Here is a 16,303-nt window from a genome sequence, read left to right as displayed (position 1 = left end):
GTGATGTACTGAAAAGGCTGCCGACACATAAAGTGACCCAAATAGAAGAATTACTGCCACACCGTTGGAAACCTGAACCCCGTTAAAACATAGCAATGGGGTTCAGCGGATGCTTACAGAGCTTTGCTTTTAATCCTTCGACTAACTGTTCAACCATTTTAATATCTGCTGTATGCCCATTTGATAAAGCTGTACTGACAATCTCTCCTGACTGATTCATGATTAAATGCAGCTTACAGTCAAAGAACCATCCCATTGAGCTTTTGCCGCGGGTTGCAATCGCTGCCAGGAATTTATGCCGTTGAATCCGCTGATTTTTGCATACAGGTAGCGTCGTCGAATCAATCCATAAATAATGACTTTGACAATCTTTCATCAAGGCAAAATGTAAAGCATGCAGCACCAATCGATGAACTCTGATGAGATGAACCATCCGCTGGTAACACGGTAAATATCGAAATAGTTGACTTTGATTCTGCTTTAATGAAAAGAAAAAGGCTTTGAAGTTATTGAAATGAGAGCTTTTATACCAAATGGCGATGAACACGATTTCTGAAACTGTCAATTGAGAAGAGTGTTTTCTCAAACGCTTGTTGCTGTATTTTAAAAATTCCCAATAGGTTGCTTCAAATTTCTGAAAAAAGTCATCAATGATGCAGAAGAAATATGTAAAATCGAACATGATGGCTGAAGGCGTAGGTGGTGTGGTAACTCCCTAATGGTTTTCAGCCACCTTTTTTTCAAGTTAATTTCTTATCCGCGATTCAGGTTAGTAATACCATCTGAAATGGTGCTACTAGGACTCTGATAATTTTAAAATGAGTTAAATGGGTTGCCAAACTGGTGGAGATAAACCGAGCCAATTTCAGCTGATCCCACATAGTTAAGATGGTCTTTGTCTTTATGAACATAAAGCGGGGTCTGATTTAAACTTAACGAACACGTCGCTTCTTTGCATATCACTTTTTTAGGATCAATAAATTTGATTTGAGGGAATTCTTTCTGTAAGTCAAATAATATTTTCAGCGTTTTCGCATCTCGAGCTTGTATTTGATCGATTGGCTGAGTACATGATTGATTCACACCAATAGATTCGACACGAGCAGGACAATTAGCTCGTATCCCTTTAAGTTCAGGAACATCTAAAATTACGAAAATTTTATCTGTTGATTGGCTAATATTATTAAATGCTCTGCGTAGACCATTTTTGAGCACATCTTCTCGATTTGTGTGTTGACCATCGCGAATATCGAACATCGTATCTAGATACAGTGAGTAGTAACCTGCGAATATGACAAAATCATATTGATGATTGTTTAAATGAGCAGTAATTGCATCATTTCGGGTTTTATATTCAGGGCGAAGATGATAATCTTTTTGGTTCGCTGCATAATAGCGGTCGACATCAGGCATATACATGGTTGCTGTGTGTGTTGGATCGTAGCCTCGTAAACCAGCATCTTTTGCCCATACATCTATAGCACCAATCATGCTATTGGCATGTGAGTCACCAAGAACGATAAAGTCGATATGGTCTTTTTCTATGCCAATCCTACAGATATCAGGATTAGGTAGTTTGCGCTCATCATTTGGTGAGTCATGGCACTGTTGTCTTGCCCTATGAGGAGCAGCTTGTAAAGCCAGTACTTGTTTTGAGACTAAAGTGTTGTAACGGTTAGGAAAGCCTTGGAATTGATATGTACAAGCCACAATCATGGTGAAAATTAAGCTAGGTGCAACGAAGCCTTTAAGAATGACCGTTTTATTTGGAAGGTTAAGCCATTTCTTACTTGGATCTTCGATATAAGTGTATGTGAGATATGAAAGTACAATGGTCAAGCAGACGATGAAAAGTTGGTTAGTCCAATTAAATTCAATGTAATAGAAGTTAAAGAACACGACTATTGGCCAATGCCAAAGATACATCGGATAAGAGAGTTTCCCTATCCAACTGTTGATAGGATTACTTAATAAAAAGTTATGGTTAAGCGGGTTTTTACCTAAGTAAATGATGATGCCAGTTGCAATACATGGGATCATTGCATTAATCCCAGGGAAAGTTGTGAACTGATTATAGCTTACTGCACAGTAGCTAATCACACCGAGGCTTAAAGCTATCGAAATTTGTGCATAGATTTTTTTGAACTTTACGAGAGGTAGAAAGTAAATAAGTGCACCGAGAAGTAATTCACAAGCACGAACTGGCATTCTGTAATACGCTTTCGCTGCACTTTTAATAATTTGCTGTTCTGCATAAAAAACAGAGAGTGCAATGCATCCAAGAATGATCCAAATAATGTATTTAGAATAAGATCTTTTAAACAACAAGAGTAAGAGTAAAGGCCATACTAAATAGAATTGTTCCTCAACACCAAGTGACCAAAGGTGTAATAATGGAATTTCATCGACTGAGCCTGAAAAATAGTCACCAGCTTCTTTCCTCATATAAATATTAGCAAGGAGAAATGTTGAATAAATTAAGCTCTTTGAATATTCCATTAGTTCATTTGGAAGCATAATGAAATAACTAGTAACAGAAACAACAGTGAGTACAGTAAATAATGCAGGCGCTAATCGAATGATGCGCTTTTTATAAAAATTACCTAGAGAGAACTGGTGATTACTAATATCTTTATGTAAAATCTTGGTAATCAAAAATCCAGAAATCACAAAAAAAACATCTACCCCAATAAACCCGCCAGAAAACCATGTCAAATTGATATGATTAAAGATTACAAGCAAGATTGCCAAAGCTCTTAAGCCTTCAATGTCAGATCGATATCTCATGTAAATATTCAAGAAAACTAGAAGATTGTAAGTGTAAAGATATTGTGTCTAGATTATGTTTAATTTTGTTGATTTTGACAGTTAATAAAATGGACTGCTCCCAGTATCTTAGACATGAGACAGCCTCATTTTGAAGCTGCCTCAAAGGCTTCTGGACTCATCCCATCGAGATGCGAATAATGCCTGATTCGATTGTAAAACATCTCGATATAATCAAACACATCCGCACGGGTCATTTCTCGTGTTTTATAGATCCGCTTTTTACTTCTTTCCTTCTTCAAGCTGCTAAAAAAGATTCTGCAACAGCATTGTCCTATGAGCAGTATACTGCGCAAGACCTCGATGACTCATACTCGGAACTAAGTTATGCTTCTGACAGAATTTCTGCCAGTCTCCGCTGCTATATTGTGAGCCTTGGTCTGAGTGTATGATCACAGGTTTATTGGGTCTGCGTCGCCACACTGCCATTAAAAGTGCATCTAAAACGATATCCTTAGCAAGCGTAGGTTTCATTGACCAACCGATGACTTTCCTTGAATATAAATCGAGAACCACAGCCAGATATAACCAGCCTTGCCAGGTGCGTATGTAGGTAATATCAGTTACCCACGAGGTATCAGGTGTGTTTACAACAAATTCTCGATTTAAATGGTTAGGTGGCACAATCTGAGGACGACCACGACCATAGCTTTTATGTATGCTTCTTATATCCTCGAACAGCGGAAATGCCATTGTTCTTCATGATCTTCAGCACACGATTAGGCCCACAGCTTTCACCTAGCTCTTTAAGATCCAGCGTGATGCGACGATAACCGTAGATGCCATAACTGGCATCATAAGAAGAACGGATGAGCTGTAATAACCGCTTATCTTCAATAGTCCTGCCTGATTCAGGTTCATGCAACCAGGCGTAATAGCCAGCACGAGCAATCTTAAGAACCCGACACATCGTTTTAATTTTAAATTGATGGCTGTATTCAAGGATAAACTGATACTTTACTCTGGCAGGCTTGCAAAGCGGCGTGAAAGCAGTGCTTTCACTTTAAGATTTCCCGTTCCTCTTCAGTTTGTTTAAGCTGACTTTTAAGGCGAAGGATTTCTTTCTTTGCCTCGAGTAGTTCATGTTCATCAGGGTTATTGCGTAAAGGCTGTACCGCCTTTAGCCATTTATAAATGCTGTGTTGTGATACGCCTAAACGTTCTGCTACATCAGTGACAGAATATCCACGTTCAGTAATCAATTTAACAGCTTCATCTTTAAATTCTGGGGTGTATCGTTGTCCACTCATAATATTCTCTCCTATGCAAAAAGAATAGACGATATTTGTCTAGGAGAGTGGTGGCAGTCCATTTTGGTCAAGATTAGTGTTTAAGCTTCTTCATGCTACAGGTTATAATACTGACAGTATTCACTCTATTGGAATCAAAGTGACTCATCTTCTTATCAAATCGAATATTCATGATGCAAAATATAAGATCTCAATCACCTCTAACAAATACGACCCGATAGAATTTTTATTTCCTTACGAAGCTTTACCGAAGATTAATTTCCATGATTATGCACTTTGGGCGATTTTACCTTTAGCCATGAAGAATGGCGATCATATTGAAATTCAAGAGCCAATTTCAAAAAGAGCATATGAATCAGTGCTGAAAGTTGCACGTATTTGGAATTTTTGGGTACCGCACTTTTATCAAAAAATTAAAATTACGGCCCATCAAATTGTTGAGACTGAAAAAGCCAACAATCAGAAATCATTAATGTGTTTTAGTGGTGGTATTGATTCGACCTATAGTACCTTAAAATTGTATCAGCAACAGGTAAAAAACGTAGATAGTCTCACTGTTCATGGGATGGACTATAAAGTCAATGACACATCTAAATTTGACCAATTGTTAGAAAAAACTCATAAACTCAGAGCATCTGTGTTTGGTCAAAGCCGTTTTGTAAAAACCAATATTTACACGGTTTATAATCAGCAAAAGTGTAATCCTAAAGGCACTCACGTTACGCATATTTTTTCATTATTTGCCTCACTTTCGCTTTTTGAAGGGTATGAACATTATTTGATTGCATCTGATGAGCGTATTGATCAACAATTTGTGAGTCATCCTTATGGCTCTAATAGTGCTTCGAATAAGTTAATGCATAACGTAAGCGGTAGCTTGGTTACCGTTGACGACGATGTCACTCGTTTTGAAAAAACAGAATATCTCGTTAAGAATCAATTTGACCTCACCAGTTTGTCTGCTTGTGGAGATGCAAAAGCACGTCCGCATAACTGTGGTGTTTGTATTAAATGCTTGTGGACAAAGTCGATGTTACTCGCTGTGACGGGTAAAATTCCAAACATCTTTTTAGATATAAATCTGAGTCATGATTGGTATGAAAGAATCGATTTAAGAGATATTACCAATCAGATGTATGCATTCGATGTTTTAGAGTATCTAGATATTCATAATAAGACTGATCTCCTACCTGGTTATCAGGGGCTACGAGAAAAGCTTAATCTTGTGATGTTAAGACGAGAGCTGGATAGACTGAAAAATTATCCCAAATTATCTTTGTTAAAAGAGTTGATCACACTTTAAGTTAAGATGATTATTTATATTGCATACATTATCTTAAATTTTGAATTAATCTTGGAGCTAATGCTTAGAATGGGCATTACTTAAATGGAATAAGTTCTTTGAAAATCGCATATTTTATTAATACATTTAAATCGACGAATTGGGGTGGACAAGCAACTTCAACAGGTATCCGACATTTGCTTAAATTCGAGTATCCACACGCAGAGTTTGTGCCTTTAGACTTGCCTGATCTTCCATTTAAAAAGCTCAAATTACTCAGATCATATTACGAAAAAAAGCTCTTGAAGGCGCTGATTCAGCATCAGCATCAGGACATTCTTTACTTCCTTGAAAAGATGAACATTCCTGAGCAATTTTTCGATGATTTCACCCATGTGTGTTTCAATGGTGAAGGGGCTGTACATTATAAATCGGGGCATCTTGTTCGATTTTTAGGTCTGTTGTATTTAGCAAAATATAAAAATAAAAAAGTCGCTTCAATTAATCAAACCGTAGATTTGAATAATCAAAAGGCATTGGCACAGGCTATCGTGGGTATATATGGCCAATGTGATTTTGTGTCTGTTCGAGAGCCACTGTCTTATGATTATTTAAAACATATTGGTTTGGAAAAGACGCATTTGATTCCGGATGCGGTGTATGGTCTACCAATGCTAAAAGAGGAGTTTATTCAGGCGACCCTGAATAAATTCGGTTTGAAACACAAACAGTTTATTACAATGACAGGTTCTTCATTTTTAGAGCGTGATGCTAAAAGCGTTAAATTCATGAAGAATATTGTTGAATTCACATTTAAAAATCAGCAGTTACCGATAGTTTTCTTATCTAACGCCAAAACCGATTTGTATTTAATCAAAAAAATTATCGAATTAAATTCTGAACTCAAAAATCATATTCAGATTGTTTCATCAGACAATACCCACTTCAATGAAGTAATGGCATTAATCGCTGGGTCGTGTTTATTGGTCGGTGGTAGACAACATCCAAATATTTTTGCGTTTATTTATAAAACGCCTTACCTGCCTTTTGATGGAAACACTTTCAAGAATTTAGGCGTGGCTAAACTCCAAGAGTACCAAATTGAACCGTTGAAATGGGATTGTAATCTAGAAACGTTCAGTAAGAAAATGCATGAGGCATTAGCGCTGAAAGCAGATCAATTTAAAGATGTTCGAATTAATGAATTTAAAATCTTTGAATGATGTATTGGAATAATAATATAGGCTTAGTCTCAATATTACGCTAAGCTTGTTTTCATTTTATAGCTAAGCCAAAAAAGTTTAATACAATACGGAAAAACCCTGCTTTGTAACTATGCCAAAACCATATTTCAATGATCTTCGTCAAAAAGTTTTAGATTATTACAAACAATACGGACATAAATCTAAAACATGTACGATTTTCAATATGTCGGGTTGCCTAAAGCATCAGTGCGGGCATGAATTTTGGTGCTTAAGCTACCTTTACTGGGTCCAATCGCCTGATTTTTTCCCCAGCGCTGTGTTGGTGAGCACGTACAATGGTGGAGCCTAAATGGCATATTCATTATCACTATCATGTGCCAGCATTTCAAAGACCCTCTGCCACACACCTGTTTTAGCCCAACGACTATGCACGACTCTAAAATCACCAAAGCATTCTGGTAAGTCTCGCCACGGGATACCTGAACGATACCAATACAATACTGCTTCAACAAATAGTCGGTTGTCTTTGGCTGTTACTCCAACAGTACTCGTTCGTTCAGGGTAAGCATCCGCTGAACCCCACTTTTTTTATCTGCTCAGCATCATGATAGTGTCCACTTAAAAATGAAGTGGACACCTATTATGGATTTAAAGACAGTCTCAGACAGCACACCAACACTAAAAAAGCCCCGTCGAATCTTTACAGCTGAATTTAAACAGCACCTGATCGAGCTTTGCCAGCAGTCAGAGGCATCTGTAGCCAAGGTGGCAATGCAACACAAGTCAATGCCAATCTACTGCATAAATAGATTCGCCAGGCCAGATCAATGCCTCCTGCATTAAAAAGCCTGCACAGTCCACAGACCGACTTTCTTCCCGTCATTGTTCACCCGACGCCAGTCAAACAAGAGACATCTCCGCCACCTGTGCCGGAGAAGAACGCTACCGCTCATATCAGGATTCCACTGCATGAGGAACAAGGTTAAGCAAGGGATCAAATGATCGAAATCGAATGGCCGGTGGAATCTGAAACTGAATTACTGTTGCTAATCCAGGGTTTGACTCAATGATCCATATCGATGAAATCTGGCTCTCTACCCAGCTCATGGACATGCGTGCAGGGATGGATACTGCCATGGCACAGATTATGAAAGCCTTTGGCTCGATCAAACCGCATTGCGCCTAACTGTTCTGTAATAAACGTGGCCATCGTATGAAAGTACTGGTGCATGTTGGACTGGGCATCTTGCTGTGTGCCTGGTGGCTGGAACAGGGTAAATTTCACTGGGCACGAAACCGTAGCCCTCAGCCCGGAACAGTTACAGGCACTGATCCAGGGTTTACCCTCGCAGCGCATTGGACTGCAGCATGTGGTGACTATGCTCTAAACCAAGCCAGTGCATTCTGCCATTCTCCAAACATTCTATTTCATTCTCCTCATGACCTCAGGCATACTGCAGTCATGAATATGCTGCCTGACTTAAGCCAACTGACCCATGAACAACTACTGGAATTTACCAGACAGTTGGCGATGCAGCATCAACAACTCGCAGAAGATAAACAGCAATTAGACTCTAAAGTTCAACATCTTTCTATTCTCACTCAAAAATACGAGCATGAGCTTGCCCTGTTTAAACGGCATAAATTCGCCCAGAAGAATGAGCATTTAACGGCCAAACAAATCCATCTCTGCGATGAGGCGGTCGAAGAAGATATTGGTGGATCTGGAATTAGAACGATTAAATGCAGGTAAAACCGATGCATTCGCGCAGAAAGCCACAGCAAATAAACCTAAACGTCGACCGCTGCCAGATCACCTGCCAACTCTCCGTATTGAACACGAACCTGCCTCAAAGCAATGCAGCTGTGGCTGCCAATTACGTCGTATCGGCGAAGATATCAGTGAAAAACTGAATTTTAGACCGGCACAGTTCTATAAGGAACAGCATATCCGTAGTAAATGGGTCTGTGATCAGTGTGACACCCTGACTCAACAAGCGATGCCTGCCTATGTGATTGATAAAGGCATTGCCAGTGCAGAATTGCTGAGTCATGTGCTGGTGTCGAAATATGCCGATCATTTGCCACTGTACCGTCAGCGCCAGATTTTTCTACGTGCGGGAATTGATTTATCCAGATCCACTCTGTCTCTTGCGAAGCATTGCTTCTCAGGTTGGTCGCTGTGGGGTGGAACTTGCCCCCCCCCTGGCAGATGCCTTAAAACAGGTATTGCTGCAGCAATGGGTGATCCATGCAGATGAAACGCCAGTAACAGTCATGCAGATCGGTGAGAAAAAACCGAAGAAAGGTTATGTTGGGGCCTATGCCACCACACAGGATAATCCAGTTCAGGCGGTGATCTATGACTTTCAAGATAGTCGTTCAGGCCAGCATGCTGAAGAGTTCCTGAAAGGCTGGCAGGGTCATTTGGTTTATGATGATTACAGTGATTGTAAAGTAAAGCACGCTTTAGATCAAGCCAGGTCATTGAGGTAGGCTGCATGGCACATGCACGTCGTAAATTCGATGAACTGCATGTGACCGGGAAAGTCAGATCGCTGAACAGGCATTAGTACTGATTCAGGGACTGTATGCCATAGAAACAGAATTAAGAAAAAAGACCGACACTACAGCGGAACAACGCTACGAATACCGGCAACAACATAGTCAATCGGTCATGCAACAACTGTATGAATGGCTCAACCAACATCATCTGACTGTGCCATCGAGTTCTGCCACTGCCAAGGCAATCAATTACAGTCTGAAGCATTGGACTGCTTTAAGCCGTTATCTGGATGATGGAAATTTGTCTATAGACAGGAGAAGCACTGCTTCAGAAGGGGTGGAAAACCAAATGCGTCCCTCTTGCGCTGCTTTAACCACAGCTCATGGGGCGTAAGAACTGGCTGTTTGCTGGCTCGGTACGTAGTGGTCAGAGAGCGGCGAACATCATGACCCTGATTCAGTCAGCAAAACTGAATGGGTTGGATCCCTATGCTTATTTAAGTGAGGTACTGAACAGCCTGCCAACACAGAAAATGAGCCAGATAGAAGAATTACTGCCACACTGCTGGAAACCTGAACCGAATTAAAAAATAGCTATGGGGCTCAGCGGACGCTTACCGTTCAGGTAACAGATCTTTAATCTGGTCCCACTATCATCTCTTAATACATGGCGTTTAGTCATAAAAGTGTAATGGGGACAAGGCAGTTTTCTTCAAGTTAATTGATGACACGCCTTAAATGGAACATGTTATTTGCAATGACATAGTGCATAAAATAGCTACTAAACGATTGAAAAATACAATCAGCATGATTCTATGGTTACGGATAGCAAAATGCATCGCCATTTATATTGTGCTTGATGTATAAAGATTTTTATTTCCATCAACCTTTCTAAACCGCTTATAAGACCAAATATATTGCTCAGGTGAAACATTAATCATCTCTTCTAGATTTTGATTCAGGCAATCAACAGAATTTTGCAAATCTTTTGATAAAATATTATCTGACAAACGTAAGCAATGCACATTAAATTCTGATTTTTGATCACGAATACAACTCAGTCCAATCACATTACATTGGGTTTTACTGGCTAATTTTGAAACCAGAGTAGTGGATAAGGTCTTTTGCCCAAAAAACTCTGAATAAATACCACCTGATGCTTTAGGAAGATGATCCGGTAAGATGACCGTCAATCCCCCTTGCTTGAGGTGTTTAAAGATCGCACGTACGCCATTTTCATCGGTAGGGACAAGGGTGGCATTCAATCGCTGGCGTGCTTCTAATATAAAGCGATCCACCGATTTATGTTTGTTAGGCTTGTACATGATCATGGGTGCGGTATACAGATTTAGCCATGCATTTAAAAGTTCCCAACAGCCAAAATGGGCAATTACGACAATCACCCCTTTTTTATTGTTTAAAGCTTCGGTCAGATGCTGTTCGCCAAAAGTATTTTTGATCAAGCCAACATTATATTTTTGAGGCATTCCCCAGATTTTAATGGACTCTATATAGGTTAGACACTGACTTTTTAGTGTTGTCTTGAGTAAAGCTTGATGTTGTTCAATATTTAATTCTGGATACGCAAGTTTTAAATTAATACTACTCACTCGTTTCATGGATGAATTATAGCTATTAAGTAATATGGCAATCCAAGATGCAATCAATTGCAAGACACAGAGTGGAAGTAAAGAGACAACTTTGAATAAAAAATACATAACAACGCACAACTCTTTATAGCCAAGATAATTATAAAAAGAAAATTTTGGAAAGAGTTTTATTGCATCAAAGATGCTGCGTCATTTCTAAACCACAGAAAATGAGGTCAAAAGTCTTGAGAACAAAATAAATAAGGAGGGCAAAATCACTGGAAGAAGAATCTTATAAATCCAGTGGAGACTGGAAGATGATTAAGGTTTGTCAGCGTTGCCTTTCAACACCATATAAATCAAACTCACAAAAATAAGTAAGGCTCCGCCTAAGCTGCTCACACAAAAATATAGAATACGTTGATTGGTATCCATATTGAACAAACCATTGGCTAAGATATAACGCATAAACAACCATTGAGCTATAGCAAATATAATTAACACAAGTGCACGACGACGGACAGCAGGACGCATAGCCATAAGGTTGTTCACCACAAAGTAGAAATAGGCAGCTATTATGCCATTCTCAAGTCTTGATCTCAATGCAATAAAAAACCCTGCATAAGCAGGGTTTTTTATCACTGAATTAAAGCCTTAAGCTTCTACTTTAACTTCAGCTTTTGGTTTTTCGCGTAAACGAATACCTAAGTCACGCAATTGATTAGGTTCAACTGGTGCAGGTGCTTGAGTCAATGGACATTCAGCAGTTTTGGTTTTAGGGAATGCAATCACGTCACGAATTGAAGTCGCACCCGTCATTAACATCACTAAACGGTCAAGACCGAATGCCAAACCACCATGCGGAGGCGCACCGAATTTCAATGCATTCAACAAGAAGCTGAATTTCTCTTCCGCTTCTTCTTCAGAAATACCTAAAGCTTCAAAGATTGCTTTTTGCATTTCCAAGTTGAAGATACGGAGTGAACCACCACCCACTTCAGTACCGTTCAATACCATATCGTAAGCAACAGATAATGCAGCACCGGGGTTGTTTTTCACTTCTTCAACGCTTGATTTAGGCAGCGTGAATGGATGATGCACAGACGTCCATTTACCATCATCAGTTTCTTCGAACATTGGGAAGTCAATCACCCAAAGCGGTGCCCACTCGCAAGTCGCCATCTTCATGTCATGACCGACTTTGATACGTAAAGCACCCATCGCATCATTCACAACTTTGGCTTTGTCCGCACCAAAGAATACGATGTCGCCATTTTCAGCGCCAACACGTTTCAATAGATCAAGCACGATTGGCTCGATGAATTTCACGATTGGAGATTGAAGACCTTCGATACCTTTTTCAAGTTCGTTGACTTTGATATAAGCCAAACCTTTCGCGCCATAAATGCCAACGAATTTAGTGTATTCGTCAATTTGGCTACGTGGCAATGAACCTGCACCCGGTACGCGAAGCGCAACGATACGGCCTTTAGGATCTTTAGCAGGGCCTGCGAATACTTTGAACTCAACGTCTTGCATCATGTCTGCAACGTCAACCAGTTTCAAAGGAATACGCATATCCGGTTTGTCAGATGCATAGTCACGCATAGCATCTGCATAGGTCATACGTGGGAATTTGTCGAATTCAACGTTAAGAAGTTCTTTGAACATCTTGATCGTTAAGGTTTCCATCAAATCCATAATGTCATCGTCACTCATGAACGATGTTTCAACGTCGATCTGGGTGAATTCTGGCTGACGATCCGCACGTAAGTCTTCATCACGGAAACATTTAGCGATTTGGTAGTAACGATCGATACCGCCCACCATCAACAACTGTTTGAATAGCTGTGGCGATTGTGGAAGTGCATAGAAGCTACCATTCGATACGCGGCTTGGCACTAAGTAGTCACGCGCGCCTTCAGGCGTCGCACGAGTCAAAATCGGTGTTTCAACGTCTAGGAAACCGTTATCTTCGAAGTAGTTACGAATCAGGTTAGTTAACTTAGAACGGAAACGTAAACGATCTAGCATCTCTGGACGACGAATATCCAAGAAACGGTATTTCAAACGAATTTCTTCAGAAATATTGGTGTTTTCGTCGTTTAATGGGAAGGGAGGTGTTTCAGAAGCAGCAAGAACTTCGATGTCTTTGGCTAGAACTTCGATTTGACCGCTCACCATGTTGGCATTTTCTGTGCCTTGATAACGACGACGTACACGACCTGTAATTTTTAATACGAATTCAGAACGTGCCTTGTCAGCAGTTGAGAAAGCTTCGGGAGTATCTGGGTCAATAACGACTTGAACAAGACCGTCACGGTCACGCATATCCAGAAAGATAACACCACCGTGGTCACGGCGACGGTGTACCCAGCCGCATAATGTTACGGTCTGGTCAATTTGGGCTTCGGTTAAAGTACCGCAGTAATGAGTTCGCATCATAGCGTAAAAAATCCAACTATATGGGTTAAGGCAAGCGTATACGTAAACAGCGTACCGCCTTTGAATGTTGAATTATGCCTCTTTGGGGATTTTGTCACAAGAACTAGATCTAAAATCACCATGATTTCAATGCTGAGATTGCTTGAGTCTGGGTAATATTCCTTAATTTTCATCATTTATTGATCTAGTTGATGATTTCTGTCTAAAAATAGAAAGAGAACACAGCCCAAACTAAATGCAGTTAAAAATGCACTGGCAAATTGATTGGCCGATCTACCTATAAATGAATATAGATCAGTTGACCATAAATGGGCGTCAAGTATTTGCATAAAATGGATATATGAATAGCAACCATAAAAGAATGAGATAAGAAGAATGAATAAAGCAGAAGTTTTTATTTTGCTGGAAATAGGTTTTAACTGCTTATATTTAAAATAATAATGTATTCCCATCCACGCCATAAATGGTAAGGCAATGATTGAAGTTCCAATTTGTAAAATACGGTGCATCGGATAGACGTGATTAAGCAGTGAAACAGGGCGATTTAAGAAAGAATCAAAGGCAAATGTTCTGAAATCTGAATGTGTCAGCCCATCCCAAATTAAATGGCTAGAAATCCCCACAATTAAAGCAAGAATGACACTTAGAATAAACCCTATCACTTTATCGAAAGAGCCACAATCAATGGGTTTCTCCATCCCAATCCATCGAAAAATCACCGGTCGATAGAGCCCATACCATAGCAAACAAAAACCTAAACCAATCAATAGATTTGGAAAAATCAAACCCTGCCATTGATGTGATATATCGTAAGTTTCTGAAGTAAATAGGCGGTAAAGGTCAGGTGTCATGCTGCCAATTGCAAGTGCTGAAATCGGTAAGCGATAGCCGGTGAGTTTGGCAATGGGAGGCGCTAAAACAGCATGTGAGATCGTAAAGGGCATCTAAAAACTTTAAAAGTTAATTATTAATTAATGAATTTAGAAGTCAGTGTATCCGAAAGTATACAAAAAGAATGTTTTTTATTGCAAAAATAGTGAAATGTTATATTATAACATTATTCAGAAATTGCAGCTTTGAGCCAGTTCCATGTCTTTTCATAAGAATTTAATTACACTCTCTATTTTTGCAGTCATTGCACCCGCTGTCTTTGCAGAAGAGCAGCGCACAAACCAACAATTAGAAACCATCAAATTACAGGCACATCCCTTAGTGCAGTCTGCTGCAGATTTTGCAGTTGCCGATCAGGTCATTGATCATAAAAAGCTTGCACAAGGTGGAGTGACGATTGGTGACGCTTTGGCGGGTGAACTGGGAGTATCTTCAAATCAGTATGGTTCTGGTTCAAGCCGTCCAGTAATTCGTGGGCAAGATGGGCCACGCGTTAAAATTTTACAACATGCTTCTGAAACGGCCGATGTCTCAACACTTTCACCAGACCATGCGGTAACGGTTGATCCTATTTTAGCCAAGCAAGTTGAGATTATTCGCGGACCATCTACTTTACTCTATAGCGCAGGCACAGTCGGTGGATTGGTGAATGTTACCGATAATAAGATTCCCACCCAAATGCCTGAAAAAGGTTATGAAGGGCAAGTGGGTTTACGCTACAACTCTGGCAGTGATGAGAAATTAGCTAGTGCGGGGGCAACGGTTGCTTTAACTGATCATGTTGCATTAAGGGTTGAAGGTTCAAAACGTGATGCTAATAGCTATATTGCACCTGATTATTTTCATGATGGTGAAAAAGAGCGTCGTGTAGACAACACCTTTGCCGAAGGTGAAACGGTGAATGTCGGTTTATCCTGGATTCATGACCGTGGTTTTAGCGGTATTTCATATAGTAACCGTCAAGATCAATATGGTTTACCCGGACATAGCCATGAATATGAAGATTGTCATCCGCATGACAATGAACTTTTTTGTGGCGACCATACAGGTCATGTGCTAGACCATGATGGACATGATCATGATGAAGAACATGATCACGCTGCTGGACCTTGGGTCGATCTGAAGACAGAACGTTATGATTTCCGTACCGAACTCAACGATCCTTTTTCAGGTTTTCAAAAGCTTCGTGCCCATGCCAGTTATACCGACTATAAGCATGATGAAATTGAAGAAAATTCAGTCATGACCAATTTTAAAAGTCAGGGTTATGATGCACGCTTAGAACTGGTGCACAATCCTATTGCGAATTGGGAAGGAGTGATCGGCGGTCAATATAATCAGCAAAAGCTGGATATTACTGGCGAAGAGTCTTTATTGGATCCGACCAAAACTCAAAAGTGGAGCCTGTTTGCTTTAGAGCATAAACAGTTTAATGATGTTCACGTTGAACTGGGTGCACGTTTGGATCAGCAAAAAATTCAGATTGATTCAGATAAAAAAGATTTTGATGATTATGGCTTCTCTTATTCAGGTGCCGTGAACTGGGAATTTGCACCGAGCTATAAATTGTCTTTGGTTGGTTCGCATCAAGAACGCCTGCCTTTGGCGCAAGAACTGTATGCCAATGGCAAGCATTTCGCGACCAACACGTATGAACGTGGTAATGAAAATTTAAGTGCGGAAAAATCCAATAATCTGGAGCTTGGTTTGCATTATGAGCAAGACAAGTTTGATTACCATGTGCATGTCTATCACAACTGGTTTGACAGCTACATTTATGGAGCGACAACGGATCGTGAAGAAAATTTCCGCCTAGTGGATTATACCCAAGACAAAGCCAAGTTTTATGGTACCGAAGCACAAGCGTCTTATGCTTTAACCGATGCCTATAAACTGAGTGTATTTGGTGATTATGTGCGTGGCAAAATTGACAGTGAAAATGCACCACGTGTTCCTGCAGGACGTCTCGGTACCAAAGTTGATGCGAATTTTGATGATCACTGGTCTGGTTTAGCCGAGTATTACCATGTGTTTAATCAGGACAAGATCACAAGTTATGAGCAGGAAACCGATGGCTATAATATGCTCAATATCGGTGTTTCTTATGCAGGTCAATATGCTAAAAATAACGATTATCGTGTGTATTTCAAAGCCAATAACTTGCTCGATCAGCAAGTGTATTCACATGCTTCATTCTTGTCGAATATTCCGCAAGTCGGACGTAACTTTAGCGTCGGTTTAGAATTTGGTTTCTAGGCAAAAGTTAGCGTAGATAAAATCATTCAAACAGGATTCACAGAAATCCTCTTG

Annotated in this window: 8 protein-coding genes and 5 pseudogenes; 5 read left to right on the top strand and 8 right to left on the bottom strand. The window is 39.9% G+C overall.

All coding sequences use genetic code 11. The features are described 5' to 3' along the window. Nucleotides 1-118 precede the first annotated feature (118 nt). The 3 genes and pseudogenes from HLH18_RS15805 to HLH18_RS15795 form a co-directional block, all read right to left on the bottom strand. Nucleotides 119-682: pseudogene (locus HLH18_RS15805) on the bottom strand (transposase); the annotation flags it as partial. A 131-nt stretch (nt 683-813) separates the two neighbouring features. Continuing rightward, nucleotides 814-2,787, bottom strand: a complete 1,974-nt coding sequence (locus HLH18_RS15800) for an acyltransferase family protein (RefSeq protein WP_171547560.1) — start codon at nt 2,785-2,787, stop codon at nt 814-816. A 125-nt stretch (nt 2,788-2,912) separates the two neighbouring features. Then, nucleotides 2,913-4,076 (bottom strand): annotated as a pseudogene (locus HLH18_RS15795) (IS3 family transposase). Between the two features lie 76 nt (nt 4,077-4,152). Here HLH18_RS15795 and HLH18_RS15790 point away from each other — a divergent pair. Both HLH18_RS15790 and HLH18_RS15785 read left to right on the top strand, forming a co-directional pair. Continuing rightward, nucleotides 4,153-5,379 carry a hypothetical protein gene (locus HLH18_RS15790; protein ID WP_171547559.1) on the top strand — a complete coding sequence of 409 codons (1,227 nt, stop codon included), beginning with the start codon at nt 4,153-4,155 and terminating at the stop codon, nt 5,377-5,379. Between the two features lie 98 nt (nt 5,380-5,477). Beyond that, nucleotides 5,478-6,581 (top strand): polysaccharide pyruvyl transferase family protein, encoded by a 1,104-nt coding sequence (locus HLH18_RS15785; protein WP_171547558.1) that lies wholly within the window; start codon nt 5,478-5,480, stop codon nt 6,579-6,581. 209 nt (nt 6,582-6,790) lie between these two features. Here the strand turns inward: HLH18_RS15785 and HLH18_RS15780 are convergent. After that, nucleotides 6,791-7,133 (bottom strand): annotated as a pseudogene (locus HLH18_RS15780) (transposase); the annotation flags it as partial. Nucleotides 7,134-7,749: 616 nt separating this feature from the next. On the opposite strand from HLH18_RS15780, the pseudogene tnpB reads away from it, so the two are divergent. Together tnpB and tnpC are read left to right on the top strand one after the other, a co-directional pair. Beyond that, a pseudogene (tnpB, locus tag HLH18_RS16235) lies at nt 7,750-7,851 on the top strand (IS66 family insertion sequence element accessory protein TnpB); the annotation flags it as partial. Between the two features lie 174 nt (nt 7,852-8,025). Then, nucleotides 8,026-9,655 (top strand): annotated as a pseudogene (gene tnpC, locus HLH18_RS15770) (IS66 family transposase). 258 nt (nt 9,656-9,913) lie between these two features. On the opposite strand, the gene HLH18_RS15765 reads toward tnpC, so the two are convergent. From HLH18_RS15765 to HLH18_RS15750, 4 genes are all read right to left on the bottom strand, one after another. Next, the gene (locus tag HLH18_RS15765; RefSeq protein ID WP_171547557.1) at nt 9,914-10,786 is read right to left on the bottom strand and encodes a lysophospholipid acyltransferase family protein; all 873 of its coding nucleotides are present in this window, start codon (nt 10,784-10,786) and stop codon (nt 9,914-9,916) included. A gap of 192 nt (nt 10,787-10,978) precedes the next feature. Then, nucleotides 10,979-11,197, bottom strand: a complete 219-nt coding sequence (locus HLH18_RS15760) for a hypothetical protein (protein ID WP_067722914.1) — start codon at nt 11,195-11,197, stop codon at nt 10,979-10,981. Between the two features lie 114 nt (nt 11,198-11,311). Then, nucleotides 11,312-13,102 carry an aspartate--tRNA ligase gene (gene aspS / locus HLH18_RS15755; protein WP_171547556.1) on the bottom strand — a complete coding sequence of 597 codons (1,791 nt, stop codon included), beginning with the start codon at nt 13,100-13,102 and terminating at the stop codon, nt 11,312-11,314. A 176-nt stretch (nt 13,103-13,278) separates the two neighbouring features. Next, nucleotides 13,279-14,046, bottom strand: a complete 768-nt coding sequence (locus tag HLH18_RS15750) for a DUF4184 family protein (protein ID WP_171547555.1) — start codon at nt 14,044-14,046, stop codon at nt 13,279-13,281. Nucleotides 14,047-14,191: 145 nt separating this feature from the next. Between HLH18_RS15750 and znuD the strand changes: the two genes are divergently transcribed. Beyond that, nucleotides 14,192-16,249 carry a zinc piracy TonB-dependent receptor ZnuD gene (gene znuD / locus HLH18_RS15745; RefSeq protein WP_171547554.1) on the top strand — a complete coding sequence of 686 codons (2,058 nt, stop codon included), beginning with the start codon at nt 14,192-14,194 and terminating at the stop codon, nt 16,247-16,249. The last annotated feature ends 54 nt before the right edge of the window (nt 16,250-16,303 follow it).

Origin of the sequence: Acinetobacter sp. ANC 5414 (assembly GCF_013004295.1) — a bacterium.
In the GTDB taxonomy this organism is placed as follows: domain Bacteria; phylum Pseudomonadota; class Gammaproteobacteria; order Pseudomonadales; family Moraxellaceae; genus Acinetobacter.
Note: the sequence above shows the minus strand (reverse complement) of the source record. Positions and strands in the feature narration are given on the sequence as shown.

Excerpts from the sequence above, each read along its gene's own strand:
- HLH18_RS15800 (WP_171547560.1), bottom strand. The coding sequence starts at position 2,787 with ATGAGATATCGATCTGACATTGAAGGCTTAAGAGCTTTGGCAATCTTG.
- HLH18_RS15765 (WP_171547557.1), bottom strand. The coding sequence starts at position 10,786 with ATGTATTTTTTATTCAAAGTTGTCTCTTTACTTCCACTCTGTGTCTTG.
- HLH18_RS15760 (WP_067722914.1), bottom strand. The coding sequence starts at position 11,197 with ATGGCTATGCGTCCTGCTGTCCGTCGTCGTGCACTTGTGTTAATTATA.
- aspS (WP_171547556.1), bottom strand. The coding sequence starts at position 13,102 with ATGATGCGAACTCATTACTGCGGTACTTTAACCGAAGCCCAAATTGAC.
- HLH18_RS15750 (WP_171547555.1), bottom strand. The coding sequence starts at position 14,046 with ATGCCCTTTACGATCTCACATGCTGTTTTAGCGCCTCCCATTGCCAAA.
- znuD (WP_171547554.1), top strand. The coding sequence starts at position 14,192 with ATGTCTTTTCATAAGAATTTAATTACACTCTCTATTTTTGCAGTCATT.